The organism is Coleofasciculus sp. B1-GNL1-01 (assembly GCF_040220235.1).
GTDB lineage: Bacteria > Cyanobacteriota > Cyanobacteriia > Cyanobacteriales > Coleofasciculaceae > Coleofasciculus.
In genome coordinates this window covers 17,613-33,919 of record NZ_JAVJTO010000018.1, presented here as the reverse complement: position 1 = coordinate 33,919, position 16,307 = coordinate 17,613, and the positions used below count along the sequence as shown (strand labels likewise).

Below are 16,307 nucleotides of genomic sequence, written 5' to 3'. Positions count from 1 at the left end.
TTGCTGGTCATTATGGGAACCTTGAGTGATTGTTTAGGTTATCGTGCCCTGGAAGATTTTTGCCGTCGGCATCATGACGCCTTAGTCACAAGTCTACAATTGCCTCCAACTCGTTTTCCCTCTGACTCCACTTTTCGGCGGGTGATGATGGGAATAGTTTGCGACGTTTAGTTAAGGTAGAACGCCTGGGTACACGAGCAGGTAAACCCTATCACCAAATAGTATACTACATCAGCAGTCTCACGATCAATGCATCACAATTTGCCCAAAATATTCGGGGTCACTGGGGCATCGAGAATCGTTTACATTGGGTGAAAGACGTGGTGTTAGATGAGGATAATTCTCGGATGCGACAAGGTAACGCTCCCGCTAATTTTTCTATTATTCGTAGTTTAGTATTAACTATCTTGCGCTACAATAGATATTCATCTATAACCACTGGAAGAGAGCCTAATTAGTCATAACCTGGAACAAATTTTTCAGCTAATAGAAAATGTGCCGACTCGCGTTGTTGAGCCAAACCCTAGAACCTTTATGGTTACTTGTTCCTCAGCGAGTGCTAGTTAATTCGCGATCGCGTCTTTGAGCCAAACCCCAGAACCTTTGTGGTGACTTACTCTTAGATGAGTGCTAGTGGAAAGAGCGATCGCGTAAAGTAACTATGTGTTCTAATGGTGTTCTTCTAGCCCAGAGTCGTCTTGCTGTCTGAATAGTCCTGGTCGCCCTAATTTTCTCTCATCACTGCGGAATTAGCCCTGCTATCCTAGGGGCGGGTTTAGGGATTGATTTTGGCGGGTTACCGATAATTGAACAACTTGAACCCGCCTTTGTGCAACGGTGCGTTACGCTGCGCTAACGCACCCTACGTATGAATTACAATTGGGGTGGGTGATGTGACGTTTAGGGCGCTAAAGCGCAACTACGAACGAAATGATGTGAGGTGATTATGTCATTTAGCAAGTACACAAGTATTGCGAAGGTTATCCAGGAGTTTCAGATTACTTATACGGAAGCGAATTTTATTGTTGAATCTCCTTTTGATATTCCAGACTATTTCCGGGAAGATCTCCAGATGGTTATGGAGGAAGGGGTGGTGAATAATTCTGAGTTTGCTATTTGTGAGAATCTTATTTATCCGGTGCTGAAACAGGTCTGGAAATGTTATTCGAGGAAGTTTATTTTATGGAGTCATGAATCCCTGAATTACGATGAGACGCTTTCGGGATTTCCGGAGTATATTTTAGCTAAACGCTCTCCTCTGGGAAAAGTGGTTTTTGACCAACCCTATTTTTTGCTGGTTGAGGCAAAACAAGATAAGTTTAAGGAAGGGTGGGGTCAGTGTGCAGCCGAAATGGTGGCGGCTCAACGTCTAAATCAACATCCTCAGATTACTGTCTTTGGTATTGTGTCTAATGGGCAAGTCTGGCAGTTTGGCAAGCTAGAAGGCAATGTATTTACCAAACATACGACTCCATACATTATTGAAAATCTTGATCAACTCTTTGCCGTCGTTAACTCGATTTTTCAACACTGTGAAGCCCAACTCGATACGTTAGTCGCGGCTTAAAGGATAGGTAGTTTAAGATCAATTGAGATTATGCACAAACGATTGGTTAATCAATGTACGATTGATTTTAGTTTAATCCCCTGTGGCCCGATTCTGATTAAGTCAGGGCGGGAAGGTGCTGATCCCACAAAGCCGGATATGGAATTCGTGGAAACCTATCATGGGGGAGGGCGTTCGGTTTATTTACCTGGAAGTTCTCTAAAAGGGTCAATTCGCGCCCATGGGGAACGAATTGTGAGAACGGTGGGACGCGATAATCGTAATTCTGATAATCCGAATAGCCTCTGGGCAAATGATCCGTTAAATGATAATTATGACTATCTTAAAAATAAGTCAGGTTATGAACTTTATAAGTTATCCTCGTTTACGGATCAGATGTTTGGTAATACGTCAATTGCCAGTCGGATTAGAATTGAGGATGCTTATCCAGTTGAGTCTCAACTGGTGAAACTGGAAGAACGGAATGGTGTGGCGATTGACCGCGTGTTTGGTTCGGTGGCGGTGGGACTTTTTAATTACCAAGTTTGTACGGCTGGAGAGTTTCGCACTAAACTCCATCTGAAAAACTTCTCGTTAGCCCAATTGGGATTAATTGGCTTGGTGTTGCGGGATTTGGATGAGGGGTGGTTTGGTTTGGGGTTTGCTAAGTCTCGCGGATTGGGAATTGTGGAGGTAAAATTAAACCAGGCGGTTGTCCAATATCCGGGTTTTATTGTTGAAAATCAACGGATTCGGAGTTTAGGCGGTGGCGGTGAATGGCAAGATAATCAACTTTTGGGGGCTGGTATGTTTTTGGAGGAAGCGGAACGAGAACGCTATGGTTTTCCAGCTAATGATCAGCAAGATACTCCTCTCCGGGCGGAATCAATGGCGCTGGGGTTTGGAGTACAGTTAAACTGGCAAGGAAAGGAACAAGTTCAGGATTTATTTATGCGGGCGGTTCGGGCGTGGTGTCAGAGAGTGGAAGCAGGTGCAGCATGAGTCCTTTTGTTGGTGTTTGTCAAGATTTGCTCACCGAGACGGAGTTAAGAGAATTAGTGGAACAGCAAGCCACGGCGCCGAGTTATTATTTTCTGCGCTGGAGTCATCAAGTGAGTGGAATTGTGGACAAATTACCGGATGATTTTCCTTCTCCCGAAGGACAGATGTTTAATGGCGATCGCGAATTGCGCTGGAAACGCAAAAATGACGGTTATAGCGTACTTGTGTTATCGAATACAGGTGACGTTCCCGGCTTTAAATCGATTATTGATGATCCGGAATATTCCAGTGAATCTGAGGATAAATCCTATTGGAAAACTGAACAGCGTCCTGCTTATGGGTATCCTATCAATGAAACCCGATTTCCGCGATCGCGAATTTACCCCGAAACTCTGGATGTGAGAAATACTTCCCCCAATCAGCCGAAACTAGCCCAACGTTATTTTATCGCTCAATCTACTGCAACGGTGCATAACGAAACGATCACCCAATTCGCTTTACTTTATCTAACCGTTGTCAAACTACAAAAGTCCTTGAGGATGAGTAATTGTTATTCAGGGAAGTGAACGACTTACATCAAATCCAAGATTATGATGTGATATTGCTTGCCGATTCAGTTAAAATTGTAGGGGCGCACGCCCCGTGCGCCCAGAAAACGTGAGCGAGTAACCGCAATGGGGAGCAAAATAAACCTCGCCAAGACACTGCGATCGCAAATGAAATCAGCCCAAAATTTCGTGAACCGAAGCGGCGGCGAATTTCCGGGGAGGTTTACGAAAAACGCCAGAACCTTGACAATTAAAGAGTTTTCCGATTTAAGTTTATCTCACAATTGCGAATCTATTTCAATAGCGGGGGCTGAAATGAGGTAAAAAAAGAGGTTGACGAAAATCCTCTCTAGAATCCTTATGCAGCCGATGTTTCAGATGGTGGAGTTTCCATCAACTAAATCCCCAAAAGGGGACTAAAACTACCAAATCCTACCTAAATTAGCATGTTGCCAACTTGAAAGCCAGGAAATAAATTTCCGGAACCTAAAGCTCAAGTAAGCTTAAGCTTACTTGAGCTAAGTCTTTGAACCCGTTTTAACGGGTTTAAGCTTTTAGCCCGAACTTTAGTTCAGGGCTACTTTAGTTCAGGGCTACTTTGGAATTGATTGCTTTGATTTTAGAAAAGGGCGGGTTTTGCCACAAAAGTTATCGGTAACACCGCGATCAAAGTCCCTAAACCCGACCCTACACTCCGGATTTTGGTCAAATTATTACCCTTCTAGCTTTCCATCTCATCCACCAACTTGGGAACCCCAGCCGTTAACACCTCATTCCCCGACTCGGTAACCAAAACATCATCCTCAATCCTGACACCAATCCCGCGCCAACGTTCAGGAATCTCAGGTTGATTTTCCACAGGTTTAATATCTAAGCCAATATACAATCCCGGTTCCACCGTCACCACTTGACCCGGTTCAAAGGTTTGCCAGGATTCTTCCCCATTCTTATATACTCCAGAATCATGAACATCTAATCCTAACCAATGTCCAGTCCGATGCATGTAGAAGGGTTTATATTTCTCCTCCTTAATAATTTCCTCGATATCTCCCGCCAACAATCCCAAATCCATTAATCCTTCTACCAATACCCGCACGGCGGTATCGTGAAATAGATTATAGGGCTTTCCGGGTTGCACTTGTGCGATCGCCTCTTGCTGCGCCTTCAATACCAACTCATAGATGATCCGTTGATCTTCGCTAAATTTGCCCCCAATCGGAAAGGTGCGGGTAATATCGGCATTGTAATACTCATAAGCACAGCCCGCATCAATCAACAGCAAATCCCCAGTTTCCATCTGGCGGGTATTTTCCACATAATGCAGGATACAACTATTCACCCCCGACGCCACAATCGACGGATAGGCTGGACCCAACGCCCCCCGTTGACGGAAAATATGTTCGATTTCCGCCTGAATTTGGTACTCGTAACATCCCGGTTGGGCAAATTGGCGGGCGTGATTATGGGCGTCTACGGAAATCGCCACAGCTTTACGCATCATCTCCAACTCGGTTGGACTCTTGATCAAGCGCATTTTCTGGAGAAGCGGATTCGTGGACTCAATCGCCATCGGACCCGTTCCCCGCTTAGGATATGTCCGCATCAACCTTTGCCAATGGGTGAGAACGGTTTGATTAAACTCGCGATCGCGCCCTAATTGATAATAAATCCGATCGGCTTTCTCTAAATACTGGGGTAACTTCTCATCCAGTTCCGTAATCGGATACGCCTCATCCGCGCCATACCGTTCCTTCGCCCCATCAACCCCCGTCCGATACCCTGTCCAAACTTCCTTTTCTGGATCTTTCGGTTGGACAAACAGGACAAAGCGGTGTTCAGCATGGTGCGGCGCTAACACCGCCACCGCTTCAGCTTCATTAAACCCCGTCAGATAAAAGAAATCACTATCCTGACGAAAATTATACTCCACATCATTATGCATCACCGCAACTGGGGCGCTGCGGAAGATAGCCGTCCCCTGACCAATCTGACTCATCAACTGTTCGCGGCGTTGGCGATACTCGGTTTGTGAAATCATCATTATGTTTCGCTAGCTTTTGGGTAGACAATTAACCCCAGAACTGATAGGTATGGTTAAAGTTTTATTATCCTTAATCTAGTCAATTCCGGCAATGCAAGAGAGAACCGTAGGAATGTTTAGTCACATTTGGGTGAAGAGGAAACGATAGTAGTAAAACCCACCCCTACATACAACTAACACAGTATAATTTAGGGGTTCCAGTCATGAAAACCGTTCCCTGTTCCCTATTCCCTATTCCCTCCCCTCACCACAATCCTGATTCAGCAAGCCCTACATCAATCAATGTCGGTGATTATTACTATAATGAAATCTCGCCCCCGCCCACTGGAGTTTTTCCCGTAAGGTTTTGTAGTAGGAATTGTTTTCGCGGAGAACAATAAACTTAGCATAGCAATCTGCCTTACGCACATCTACCCGTTGTCCGGGCCAAATCGGGGTTGCCATTACCCCATCCATCCACAGCTTGGTGTTGAGTTCATAATCGCCGAGGGGCCAAATGCTGACGATGGAACCCGCCGGTAAGACTAAGGGACGACTGGATAGACTTAAGGGACAAATTGGCGTTACCCCGATCGCTTCCATGCCATCATGGAGAATCGGACCGTTGGCAGATAAGGTATAGCAGGTGGAACCCGTTGGTGTGGAGACAATCAATCCATCTCCTTGATACTGATCAACCACTTCCCCGTCAATTTCCATTTCCAGAATCGAGGTAATCATGCGATCGGCTGAAGCGGGTTTGATGCACATTTCATTCAGCGCTAAATAGCGATCGCTGATCGGTTCGAGATTGGTATCTGTCGCCAAGTTATCCTGGCGGGAATCCCCTTCAAACAAAAAGGCTTCAATCATCATGCGTCGCTGCACAGCATAGCGATCTTCGATAATCCGATCCCATATCCGTTCGGTATCTTTGAACGCCTCAAAGGGTTCGGTCAGAAATCCTAGATGTCCGCCAATATTGATCGCCAAAATCGGGATACCAGCGGGGGCGAGGTGTCGTGCGGCGGCTAAAGCGGCGCCATCCCCTCCCAGCACCACCGCCAGATCGATGTTGTGCATCACGGATGCCAAAAACACAGGATAGGGATTATCCTTAGCACTACTCGGTCCAATTAGGACATGACAACCGCGTTTTTCCAATTGCCGAGCGCATTTTTCCGCCCAAGCTTGACCTTGGGAGTCTCTGGCTTTATGGGCGATAATCACTTGTTTTAGCTGCACGGTGACCTCATTACTGACGTTTGAGAGATGTCCTCGATGGGAAAGCGATCGCACTGGTGGTTATCCATCTCAATTATCGATCCTTGTCGTCCGGTTATCCGAACCGGGGAATCGAAATAACTTTAATCAGCGTAGCGCAGCCAAAGGAGTACAGCGCGGTGGAAATAAAGCTAACCTCCTGTTTGTTAGGCGTCTTGCTCTGACTCCCAGATGTCAGCAATGTAACATTAGATACAGGGGAGTGGTATCAATTAACCATAGAACGCAAAACCTGCCATCAAATGATTGGGGATTGTGCCTTTTGTCTTCTAATAGTCTATTTTATATAATTTTTATGGGAAATAAAATTTTTAGTTAGGGTCAACGAATTTCCCCCTTGACCAACAACTTCAAACCCAAAGCGGCGATACAATCGCAAGGCGGGATTATCGGGGGATACACTTAGAGAAACGGCAGAGTAGCACGGTTGCGCTGTTTCAACTAACTGGGTAAGGAGTTGAGAGCCAATACCTTGACCGCGATAGTCAGGCAAAACAGCGATGGCTAGTTCTGGTGTTTCATCGTTGACATATCCAAACCCTTTATTGCTACTCTTAAATAGTCGTAACCACGCCGCACCAACAGGCAGTTGACTGTCCTTAAGCATAGCGATAAACCCGATATCATCCGGTTGTCCCCAATCTTGAACATACTTAGCTAATTCTGGCTGATAAATCACCTCTCGTGGTAAAGGTGTAGCGTCGGGTGGAACATAGAGTGCCAGATATAGCATGTCCCACAAAAAAGGTTCATCAGTTACCTCTACGGGGCGGATAACATATCTCATCGCCAGAGTTGTTTTTTACGACTACACCAATTATCTTATTGCCAAAGGCGTCTGGGATTAGGTGGCTAGAACGTTTCCGGTGTCGTCTAACATTCATTAGCCAGAGGACTCTCCAAACCGTTCTAACAATTGCTCACCCGAAAGGGTAGTCAACAGGGAAGTTAACTCCTGAGGAGGTAACTGTAACATCGGCGCGATCGCACTCGATAATTCCTGATCCAGTTCGCCAAATCGCACTCGGAGGAAGTTTTCTACTATTTCTCGCCTTCCTTCGGATAAGGTATCTTCTTGCCAAGGCGCATTTCCAAACCAAACCAACAGTTCCTCACGAGAAAGGTTAAACAACAGACGAGTCAACTCTGGAGGGGGTAACTGTAACATTGGCGCGATCGCACCCGATAATTGAGGATCAAGTTCGCCAAATCGCACTCTGAGAAAGTTTTCCGCCATCTGCCGTTGTCCTTCAAGCCTGCCTTCTTGTATACCTTCAAGCCTGCCTTCCTGTATACCTTCCCGCTTACCTTGTTGTAAGGTTTCTTCCTGCCATTTCAAATAAGCTGGTGATAAGTTCATAAGCAACTCCCTATCCTGTTCACTTAAATTTTCGCTCTCGTTGACAGTGATACGCCAGTTCGCCAGAATCTCCAGAATCGTCTGCCGAAATGGGTTCTGTTGAGGTAAGGCAACCAACTCATCGATCGCCCGCCTCTGAGTTCCCCTTTTTCCCAGAACCCTTAACCAAAGTGTATCTTCAGTAACCGGGAGTTGGTTAATCGCGATCAATGCACTCTTCTGGAACTCCGGCAGAAAATACACTCCTTCCCCCCAGTTTTCTGACTCATTTAGTCTTGCACCAAATCCGTCCAACAACCTTGTCGAACAAGAGGGCGAGAGAATCCATAAATTGGGCCAATCCGCTTCTCGAAAAGAAGTTCCTTCTCGTCTGGCTTTACGCCGCATTTCGCTACGGACTGAATTCAACTTACTCTGACAGTCGAGTACCTCTGATGGACTCGGTGCATTGCGGAAAGGTTCCAACAGACAAGCCGTTGCTGCCATTCGACCCAGTAAACCTAAGTTTTCTGGTGCAGTTGATGGCGATGGCGTCGGCACAAACCAAACATCGACTTGGCGGATTTCTGGCGATATTTCGCGGCTGGTTTCCACGCTTCCCAGAGGTGCTAATAATTCTTCTAGGTATTGTTTGGCAAATTGGTCGTGAGGCTTTCGCGTCATTCGATTTGAGATTTGAGATTTTGATTAGGGTCTATTTTCGCCTAATTTTGTCCCATTTCTTGACGACTTTCCCAACTCTCGTGTTCTGTACAACGTTGAGGAGAGAGTTAAAATAGACCTTCAAGAAGAACTAAATCTTCTCCAAGGGGCTTGACAAAAGCAAGTTCTCTGTGTTTTAAATCTGCCGGATCAAAAGGTTCCTCCGAAGGTAAAGAGAGGGAAATCCTTACAAGCCGTGCGCCAGCAACTCGGCTTACAGCCGAAAGCAGCTAAAAAGCGATAGGCGATCGCTGTTGTGGGATAGGATTAAGAAAACGTAATCAAGCCATTTGGACAGTGCCGCTAGATTATATACTGGTTCAGCACTGCATTTTGAGAACTCCAAGTTTTCGGAATTTCGGGTCTTCCGGACTTAGTGTGCTAAACTATCAGTTTTGATTAACCATAAAGCTTGCCACACAAGGACTGTAGCTTGTAGCCGCCTCAAAACGACTTGAAATCCGGGTAAAAGTAAAAATAGTTAAAGCTATTGTTGTCCAATATTCGGGCAAATCAAACTAACAATTTAGCACACTAACTACGGAAGACCCAGTTACAGTTTTAAGAACCAACTTACTTGATCCCGTGTATTTGTCAATTTACATCAACAGCATTGCCGGACAATTACAAGTTCAAAAGCGTTTGCAAGGAACGTCAGAAATTATTCGAGTGTACCCTAACGATATTGCCAATTTTTTAATCTGGGATGCCCCTAAATCTATACAGCAAAAAATCAGAGCAAAGGTGGAAGAATCTCATCAGAAGCGCGAACAATCAAAGCAACTGCTAGAAATTGCTAAAACAGGAGTAGAACGAGCAATTGAAACCGATGAAGCCACCGCAACCGCCTGGATAAACCAACAACTTGAAGCATTAGGGGTGAAACTTACTTGAATTTTGAGATTATCGGCAACATCATTAATATAGAAACTATAGCGGTGGGTAGTTCTATTCGAGAAGTCGAACGCTTGCGTAAAACCTATGGTTCTGGACGATGGAGAAAACTTAAAGGTACTGGAACTATCCGGTTAGATAACGGAACTATTTGTGAAGCTGAATTACACTGGTATGAAGCGCACGGCATCGGCAAAAAAGAAATAAAAATTAAATTCATCTTATCGGAGTAGTTATGCAGTTTGCTAACAAAGAAAATCAATTTGTTGTTTGCATTAGCAATCAAGATTACCCAGCTTCACTAGAAGTCCGTAAAATTTATCAGGTTATTCCTGATGCTGATGCGACCCAACATCAAATGATTCGAGTGATTGACGAATCAGGGGAAGATTATCTGTATCCCAGTAGTTATTTTGTGCCGATCCAGTTACCAAAAGCGGCTGAGTCAGCTTTTTCTATAGCCAGTTAAAGCTGGCGATTAGTTGCTAAAGACAATTGAAACCGATGAAGCCAATACAAGTACTTGGAGGAGCCGTTATTAAAATGTTTTTTGGTCAATTGATATCGCAGGCTCTGGATGTAAGCAAGTAGACCTAATTAAACGTCAAAACTGAACGAAAGCGCTGGACATTTTATGAGTATGATGATGCTGATGAAATCGTTTCTCTCAACTCTTTCTCATTCCAAATAACCCTGGCAGATATTTATGACAAAGTAGAGACGTAGCATGCTACGTCTCTACACGGTAATGTGATAAGTTGTCATGCATTTAAATTGGGTATTAGTAGCGAGCAAGATGCTCGCACTACGGCAAGGATGAGAGCCATTATTGACATTAAGGTTTACAGCAGTTTTCAAGTTAGTAGACTACAGGCGATGATTGCGCTGAAAAGCAAGCAGATACAATTTTGTATTCCATAAACATGAAAAGCGCTGTAAATGCCGAACAGCTTATCCGCCAAATCACTCATAATAAATAAAGGATGAAACCCTAGACATCAGATTTATGACCACTAATCCCGATAATCAACCCACGACTACCGAACAAACGCCGCCGACTCCCTTGCGCTGCTTGATTTCAGCCTTGATATCGGGTTCTCTGGCGATCGCAGGATACTGGCTGACAACCGCTATTGCACAATCCTTGGCGAATAAGCCTCTACCCTCTGGGAATGTGACAGCGATTAATATTGCGATCGCGGTTCGTACTTTAGTCGTTGGTATCAGTACCCTCGCCACGGCTGTCTTTAGTCTCGTGGCTGTTGGCTTGGTGGCTTTAGCCATCCAATTGACGGTGCAACGCTTCACCCAAGGGACAAAATGATTGCTTACAGATCAACTCCTGTCTAGAGGTTGACAAATTCAAAAAAATATGTATTGTAGAGACGCGCCATGGCGCGTCTACAGATCTAACGTTCCGGTAACAGCCCCTTTTGCGCCAACCACTCCCGATTATAAAGCCGCGATTGATAACGGGAACCGCTATCACAAAGCACCGTCACAATCGTATGTCCGGGTCCCATTTCTTTGGCTAAGGCGACGGCTGCACCGACATTAATTCCCACAGAACCGCCCATGAATAAACCATCTTTTTCCAACAGTTGGTAAATCACCCGCACGGCTTCTTTGTCATCAATTTGAATCGCATCGTCAATGGGAACCCCTTGCATATTGGCGGTAATTCGGCTGTTACCAATCCCTTCAGTAATAGAATTCCCCTCTGTGTTAATTTCGCCCGTCTTCACGTAACTGTACAACCCACTCCCCATCGGGTCAGCCACAATGGATTTAACCTGGGGATTCTTTTCTTTTAGGAACATGGAAACCCCAGCGAATGTTCCCCCTGTCCCTGTCGCCGCCACCCAAGCATCCACTTTACCGTCGGTTTGTTGCCAAATTTCGGGTCCCGTGGTTTCATAATGTGCCTGTCGATTGGCTAAATTATCAAACTGATTTGCCCAAATTGCATTCTCCATCTCTTCGGCAGTTCGCCCCGATAGTTTGACGTAATTATTTGGGTCTTTATACGGTACAGCCGGAACCGGACGCACTTCGGCACCCAGCGTCCTTAATGCATCCATTTTCTCTTGGGATTGAGTTTCGGGAATGATAATTAGGCACTTATATCCCTTAGCGTTGCAAATATGCGCTAGACCAATACCCGTGTTACCAGCCGTTCCCTCAACAACTGTACCACCAGGCTTAAGTAAACCTTTGTCTTCAGCATCTTGAATAATATAGAGGGCGGCGCGGTCTTTGACAGAACCGCCAGGATTAAGAAACTCAGCTTTTCCCAGGATTTCACAGCCTGTTTCTTCGCTGAAGCTATTTAATCGAATTAGAGGGGTATTCCCTACTGTGCCGACAAAGCCGTCTTTAATATCCATTTGCTTTACAAGGTTGCTGCTTTATTTTCCTTTTTCTGTACCTCCCCTGTTCCCACCAGAAGGGCGGGTTTAGTCAAGTTATGAGTTTGTGCCAAAATGTTATCGGTAAAACCCGCCCCTACAGCCCTGTTTCCAGACGCTTCTGTCATCACGTCTGGAACATTTCTCCCCCATCTCTCAGACGTGCCATGGCACGTCTCTACTTGTTGGGTTGAGGGGTCATCCGCAGGTAAGGCTTGACTTCGGTGTAACCTTTGGGGAATTTTTCTTTTAAGACGTCTGGGTCTTTCAGAGAGGGGACAATTACACAGTCATCTCCTTCTTTCCAATTCACGGGAGTGGCAACCTGATGGTGATCCGTAAGCTGTAGGGAGTCAATCACTCGCAAGATTTCATCAAAGTTGCGACCAGTGCTGGGAGGATAGGTGATGGTCAGGCGCAGTTTTTTCTGGGGATCAATGACGAAGACGGTACGTACCGTCACACTCGCATTGGCGTTGGGATGAATCATGTCATACAGATCAGACACCTTTTTATCCGCATCTGCCAAAACTGGGTAGTTGACGGTCGTATTCTGGGTTTCGTTAATGTCCTGAATCCAACCCTGATGAGACTCGGCATCGTCAACACTCAGGGCGATGACTTTAGCATTGCGCTTGTCAAATTCGGGTTTGAGCTTGGCAACCTCGCCTAACTCTGTAGTGCAAACGGGTGTATAGTCAGCCGGGTGGGAGAATAACACGACCCAGCTATCCCCTGCCCAGTCATAGAAGTTGATCTCGCCTTCACTAGAGGATTGCGTGAAGTTGGGGACAGTATCGCCTAATCGCAGAGCCATAGCTAATTTCCTGATTCTTTCGTCAACAGAGACAATTTTTAATCTTCCCACAAAACCCCGGTTTTCCGGTAGACTTTTAGAACTATTTAGCATTTTTCATAATTCTGGGCGGATAAGCGCCTAAACTCTTGAGGTAGGGATAGATAAGATGAGAGGATAGAAAACAAAAGTTAAGGTAATCGAAGAGGGGCAGTTCTCTCTTGGTCTTCAATGTGTCTGAGTAAGGAGGAGAGTTAATGAAACGATTGGTTCGTGTTTTAGTGGTATGGGGACTGTTAGTGAGCTGCTTAGGATGGTTGGGTTTCTCCCAAAGCGCGATCGCAGCACCAATGTCCTGGACTCCAGGCGTGTCCTTGAGTAACGCGCTCCAGAATGGGGCACCGATGTTACTTGCTGAAACGGAGCTACGCAATCCAGCCGATGCCAAGCTGGAAACAGAGTATGGTCAAAAGCTGGATTTGAACAATACTCATATCCGAGCGTTTCGCAAGTATCGGGGGATGTTCCCGACGTTAGCGTCATTGATCATTCAGAATGCTCCCTACGACGATGTAGAGGAAGTGCTGGATATTCCCGGATTGACTGATCGGCAAAAACAGATCCTGAAAGATAACCTAGATAACTTCACGGTGACTGAGACAGCGGACGTTTACAACGAAGGTGATGACCGCTTTAATCCCGGCGTCTACTAATCTCGGATAATTCCGGAAATTCCTAGTTCAACCCACTCCTGTTGGGGGGTGGGTTATTTTTTACACAAGCAAGGTAGAAGACAGATGGTGGAAGACAGAAGCCTCCAAGGAAAAAGTACCCAAGCTATAAATGGGGTATCAAAAGCGGATTGGGTATCACCTGTTCCCCGTTCCCTGTTCCCTGTTCCCTGTTCCCTAATAATTAAATGATTTCTGTTCCTGACAATTCTCAATCGCCACTCCATCAACCAACCCAGTTTGATGTCGTCGTTGTAGGTGCTGGCGCGGCTGGACTTTATGCCGCCCTATGTCTACCCGATCGCTTAAATGTTGCACTGATAACCAAAGATACTCTATCCATCGGTGCCAGTGACTGGGCGCAGGGCGGTATTGCGGCGGCTATTGCTCCAGGAGACTCGCCGACGTTGCATGTTGAGGATACACTTCGGGCAGGGGCGGGGCTTTGTGACGCTGATGCTGTGGAGTTTCTGGCTCAACAAGCGCCCGATCGCATTCGCTCGTTAGTGGAGATGGGGGTGACGTTTGATCGACGGGGGGAGCAGTTAGCCTTAACCTTAGAGGCGGCTCATTCTCGTCCCCGGGTTCTCCATGCGGCGGATACCACGGGGCGGGCTGTCGTTAGTACGCTGACTGCCTTAGTCTTGCGCCAAGCTAATATTACGGTGCTTCAGCAGGCGTTTGCTTTATCTGTCTGGCTGAATCCTGACACGGGTCATTGTCAGGGTGTCCAACTCATGTATCAAGGTCAAATTAGTTGGATACGGGCGGGGGCGGTTGTCCTGGCGACAGGAGGCGGCGGTCAAGTCTTTGCCCAGACGACAAATCCCGATGTCAGTACCGGAGATGGAGTCGCGATCGCATGGCGGGCGGGGGCGATTCTCAGAGACTTGGAATTTGTCCAATTTCATCCCACAGCTTTAACCAAACCGGGAGCGCCTCATTTTCTGATCAGCGAAGCGGTGCGGGGAGAAGGGGCGCATCTAGTGGATGATCAGGGACACCGTTTTGCCTTTGAGTATCATCCTGATGGCGAACTTGCGCCCAGAGATGTGGTGAGTCGAGCGATTTTTAGTCATTTACAGAAAACTAAATCTGATCCAGCCACCAGTCATGTCTATTTAGATTTGCGCCCCATTCCCGATGATCGGATTCGCCACCGATTTCCGAATATTATTCAAGTTTGTCAGCAATGGGGGGTTGATGTATTTCAGGATATGATTCCTGTCGCCCCCGCCGCCCATTATTGGATGGGAGGAATTGCTACGGATTTAATGACATGTACCTCTATTCCTAATTTATATGCTGTGGGTGAAACGGCGAGTACGGGTGTTCATGGTGCGAATCGCCTAGCCAGTAATTCGCTATTGGAATGTATTGTATTTGGCGCTCAGTTGGAGGAATTAACACCCGATCAATCGGTCTTGAATCAGGAATCAGCTTCTATTTCTCCCTTAACCTTATCCGATGAAGCCACGAAAACGGATAAAATGCTGGCGATGCAAGATCAGTTAAAACGTTTAGTCTGGCAAAGTGCTGGGATTTGTCGATCTGCACAAACGCTAGAACGTGCGATCGCGCAGGTGGAAGTCTGGCAGTCTGAATTGGCGGTGTTGCCTTTAAGCCAACAGTTACAGAATTTAACGCCACAGAAGACAGTTCAACTTGATGTTCCAAATGCTGATTACCTGGTGCGAACGTGGGGAGAAACATCTAACTTATTAGATATAGCTTACTTAATTTTAAAAAGCGCTTTGTTTCGGACAGAAAGTCGTGGCGGACATTACCGCTTAGATTATCCTCAACCTGATCCGGATTGGCAAATGCATACACTCGTGCAAGAGGAGCGTTGGTGGAAAGGGTAATTGTTATTAGTCTTATGTCTTATGTCTTAAATCTAAACGACAAGAGGGCGGGTTTTGTTGATAAGTTATCGGTATACCCGTCAAGTCAATGGCTAAACCCGCCTCGACAATACGATATAATTTTTACCTTCTGCCTCCTACCCTTCGATCTGTCATTCAGAAATAGAGAAATCTCTCAACAGATAGGTGTCAGAATTAAGAAATGGGTGCAAGATTGCAGGGGAGTATTTTGATGTCGTCAATCTAAAGACAAGTGCATGGTTAAGGTAGGATTTCTCGGTACAGGATTAATGGGACAACCCATGGCGCAACGGTTACTGGATGCGGAAATACCCGTCGTGGCGTACAATCGCACCGCCTCTAAGCTAGAACCTCTAAGAAATGCAGGTGCTGAAACGACTGATTCTGCGGCGGATGCGATCGCGGCTGCCGATTGCGTTATTTTAATGTTGGCGGATGCTGATGCGATTCGACAGGTGGCACTATCAAACCGTTGCCAAGAGGTCCTAAAAGGATCAACCGTAATTCAAATGGGGACTATTTCCCCTAGAGAAAGTCAAGATATTCAAAATCAAATCATAGCCGTCGGCGGTGAGTATCTAGAAGCACCTGTACTGGGGAGTATTCCGCAAGTCAAAGATGGCAAGCTACAAGTCATGGTAGGGGCGTCTGAAGATCAGTTTCAACAATGGCAAGAGTTACTGAAAAATTTTGGACAACCCCTATTAATGGGTCCCGTGGGAACTGCCGCCGCCACAAAGTTAGCCTTAAATCAATTAATTGCCGCCTTAACTGCCGGGTTTGCCCTTAGTTTGGGATTTGTGCAGCGTCAGGGGGTAGATGTAGACAAATTTATGGAATTGCTGCGAGACAGTGCGCTGTATGCACCCACATTTGATAAGAAGTTAAATCGGATGCAAGAGAGTAATTTTGCTGATCCCAACTTTCCCCTAAAACATTTACTTAAAGATATTAATTTATTCCTTAGTGAGGCAAAAGCAGAAGGGTTAGAGGCGAGTAGTTTAGCAGGTGTGCGCCAGGTGGTTGAGAAGGCAAAAGACGCTGGGTTAACGGATGACGATTACTCTTCTCTATATTTGGGGATTACCCAGACATTGGGTTGAATAGTTACAGATGTTTTGAGCTAACGC

19 protein-coding genes are annotated in these 16,307 nt (G+C 46.0%); 12 read left to right on the top strand and 7 right to left on the bottom strand.

Translation table 11 applies throughout. The features are described from left to right. Positions 1–12: 12 nt before the first annotated feature. The 5 genes from RID53_RS04310 to RID53_RS04290 all read left to right on the top strand — a co-directional run bounded on the left by RID53_RS04310 (position 13) and on the right by RID53_RS04290 (position 3,114). A complete protein-coding gene (locus RID53_RS04310) occupies positions 13–171 on the top strand; it encodes a hypothetical protein (RefSeq protein WP_446386945.1) in 159 nt (52 codons plus the stop codon). Then, positions 159–458 carry an ISAs1 family transposase gene (locus RID53_RS04305; protein WP_446386941.1) on the top strand — a complete coding sequence of 100 codons (300 nt, stop codon included), beginning with the start codon at positions 159–161 and terminating at the stop codon, positions 456–458. The genes RID53_RS04310 and RID53_RS04305 overlap by 13 nt, the downstream gene beginning before the upstream one ends. Positions 459–946: 488 nt before the next feature. Beyond that, complete coding sequence (locus RID53_RS04300; RefSeq protein WP_446386940.1) at positions 947–1,567, top strand: hypothetical protein; 621 nt, start codon at positions 947–949, stop codon at positions 1,565–1,567. Between the two features lie 30 nt (positions 1,568–1,597). Next, positions 1,598–2,548, top strand: a complete 951-nt coding sequence (locus tag RID53_RS04295) for an RAMP superfamily CRISPR-associated protein (protein ID WP_446386939.1) — start codon at positions 1,598–1,600, stop codon at positions 2,546–2,548. Then, positions 2,545–3,114: a hypothetical protein gene (locus RID53_RS04290; RefSeq protein WP_446386938.1), complete on the top strand. Its 570-nt coding sequence runs from the start codon at positions 2,545–2,547 to the stop codon at positions 3,112–3,114. Before RID53_RS04295 ends, RID53_RS04290 begins: the two co-directional genes overlap by 4 nt. A gap of 703 nt (positions 3,115–3,817) precedes the next feature. Here the strand turns inward: RID53_RS04290 and RID53_RS04285 are convergent. The 4 genes from RID53_RS04285 to RID53_RS04270 all read right to left on the bottom strand — a co-directional run bounded on the left by RID53_RS04285 (position 3,818) and on the right by RID53_RS04270 (position 8,423). Beyond that, the gene (locus RID53_RS04285; RefSeq protein ID WP_446386944.1) at positions 3,818–5,134 is read right to left on the bottom strand and encodes an aminopeptidase P N-terminal domain-containing protein; all 1,317 of its coding nucleotides are present in this window, start codon (positions 5,132–5,134) and stop codon (positions 3,818–3,820) included. Positions 5,135–5,416: 282 nt separating this feature from the next. Further along, positions 5,417–6,361, bottom strand: coding sequence for an NAD(+) kinase (locus RID53_RS04280; protein ID WP_446386943.1), 945 nt, complete (start codon positions 6,359–6,361; stop codon positions 5,417–5,419). Positions 6,362–6,677: 316 nt separating this feature from the next. Beyond that, complete coding sequence (locus tag RID53_RS04275) at positions 6,678–7,187, bottom strand: N-acetyltransferase family protein (protein WP_446386937.1); 510 nt, start codon at positions 7,185–7,187, stop codon at positions 6,678–6,680. A 96-nt stretch (positions 7,188–7,283) separates the two neighbouring features. Continuing rightward, entirely contained in the window at positions 7,284–8,423 is a 1,140-nt protein-coding gene (locus RID53_RS04270) for a hypothetical protein (protein ID WP_446386936.1), read from the bottom strand. A gap of 624 nt (positions 8,424–9,047) precedes the next feature. Between RID53_RS04270 and RID53_RS04265 the strand changes: the two genes are divergently transcribed. The 4 genes from RID53_RS04265 (at position 9,048) to RID53_RS04250 (ending at position 10,680) form a co-directional block, all read left to right on the top strand. Further along, positions 9,048–9,356 carry a hypothetical protein gene (locus RID53_RS04265; protein ID WP_446386935.1) on the top strand — a complete coding sequence of 103 codons (309 nt, stop codon included), beginning with the start codon at positions 9,048–9,050 and terminating at the stop codon, positions 9,354–9,356. After that, entirely contained in the window at positions 9,353–9,589 is a 237-nt protein-coding gene (locus RID53_RS04260) for a hypothetical protein (RefSeq protein WP_446386934.1), read from the top strand. Before RID53_RS04265 ends, RID53_RS04260 begins: the two co-directional genes overlap by 4 nt. A gap of 2 nt (positions 9,590–9,591) precedes the next feature. Further along, positions 9,592–9,825, top strand: a complete 234-nt coding sequence (locus RID53_RS04255; protein ID WP_446386933.1) for a hypothetical protein — start codon at positions 9,592–9,594, stop codon at positions 9,823–9,825. 537 nt (positions 9,826–10,362) lie between these two features. Further along, entirely contained in the window at positions 10,363–10,680 is a 318-nt protein-coding gene (locus RID53_RS04250) for a DUF3082 domain-containing protein (protein WP_006104000.1), read from the top strand. 85 nt (positions 10,681–10,765) lie between these two features. On the opposite strand, the gene RID53_RS04245 is transcribed toward RID53_RS04250, so the two are convergent. Genes RID53_RS04245 through RID53_RS04235 form a run of 3 tightly spaced genes read right to left on the bottom strand, consistent with a single transcriptional unit; the run spans position 10,766 to position 12,581 of the window. After that, entirely contained in the window at positions 10,766–11,743 is a 978-nt protein-coding gene (locus RID53_RS04245) for a cysteine synthase A (RefSeq protein ID WP_446384206.1), read from the bottom strand. A gap of 5 nt (positions 11,744–11,748) precedes the next feature. After that, positions 11,749–11,892, bottom strand: a complete 144-nt coding sequence (locus RID53_RS04240) for a hypothetical protein (RefSeq protein WP_446386932.1) — start codon at positions 11,890–11,892, stop codon at positions 11,749–11,751. Between the two features lie 50 nt (positions 11,893–11,942). Continuing rightward, positions 11,943–12,581 carry a peroxiredoxin gene (locus RID53_RS04235; RefSeq protein ID WP_446386931.1) on the bottom strand — a complete coding sequence of 213 codons (639 nt, stop codon included), beginning with the start codon at positions 12,579–12,581 and terminating at the stop codon, positions 11,943–11,945. Positions 12,582–12,817: 236 nt separating this feature from the next. Here RID53_RS04235 and psbU point away from each other — a divergent pair, with 236 nt between their 5' ends. The 3 genes from psbU (at position 12,818) to RID53_RS04220 (ending at position 16,280) form a co-directional block, all read left to right on the top strand. Continuing rightward, entirely contained in the window at positions 12,818–13,273 is a 456-nt protein-coding gene (gene psbU, locus RID53_RS04230; protein WP_446386930.1) for a photosystem II complex extrinsic protein PsbU, read from the top strand. Between the two features lie 206 nt (positions 13,274–13,479). Next, positions 13,480–15,156, top strand: a complete 1,677-nt coding sequence (nadB, locus tag RID53_RS04225; RefSeq protein WP_446386929.1) for an L-aspartate oxidase — start codon at positions 13,480–13,482, stop codon at positions 15,154–15,156. Between the two features lie 257 nt (positions 15,157–15,413). Further along, positions 15,414–16,280 (top strand): NAD(P)-dependent oxidoreductase, encoded by an 867-nt coding sequence (locus RID53_RS04220; protein WP_446386928.1) that lies wholly within the window; start codon positions 15,414–15,416, stop codon positions 16,278–16,280. Positions 16,281–16,307 lie beyond the last annotated feature (27 nt).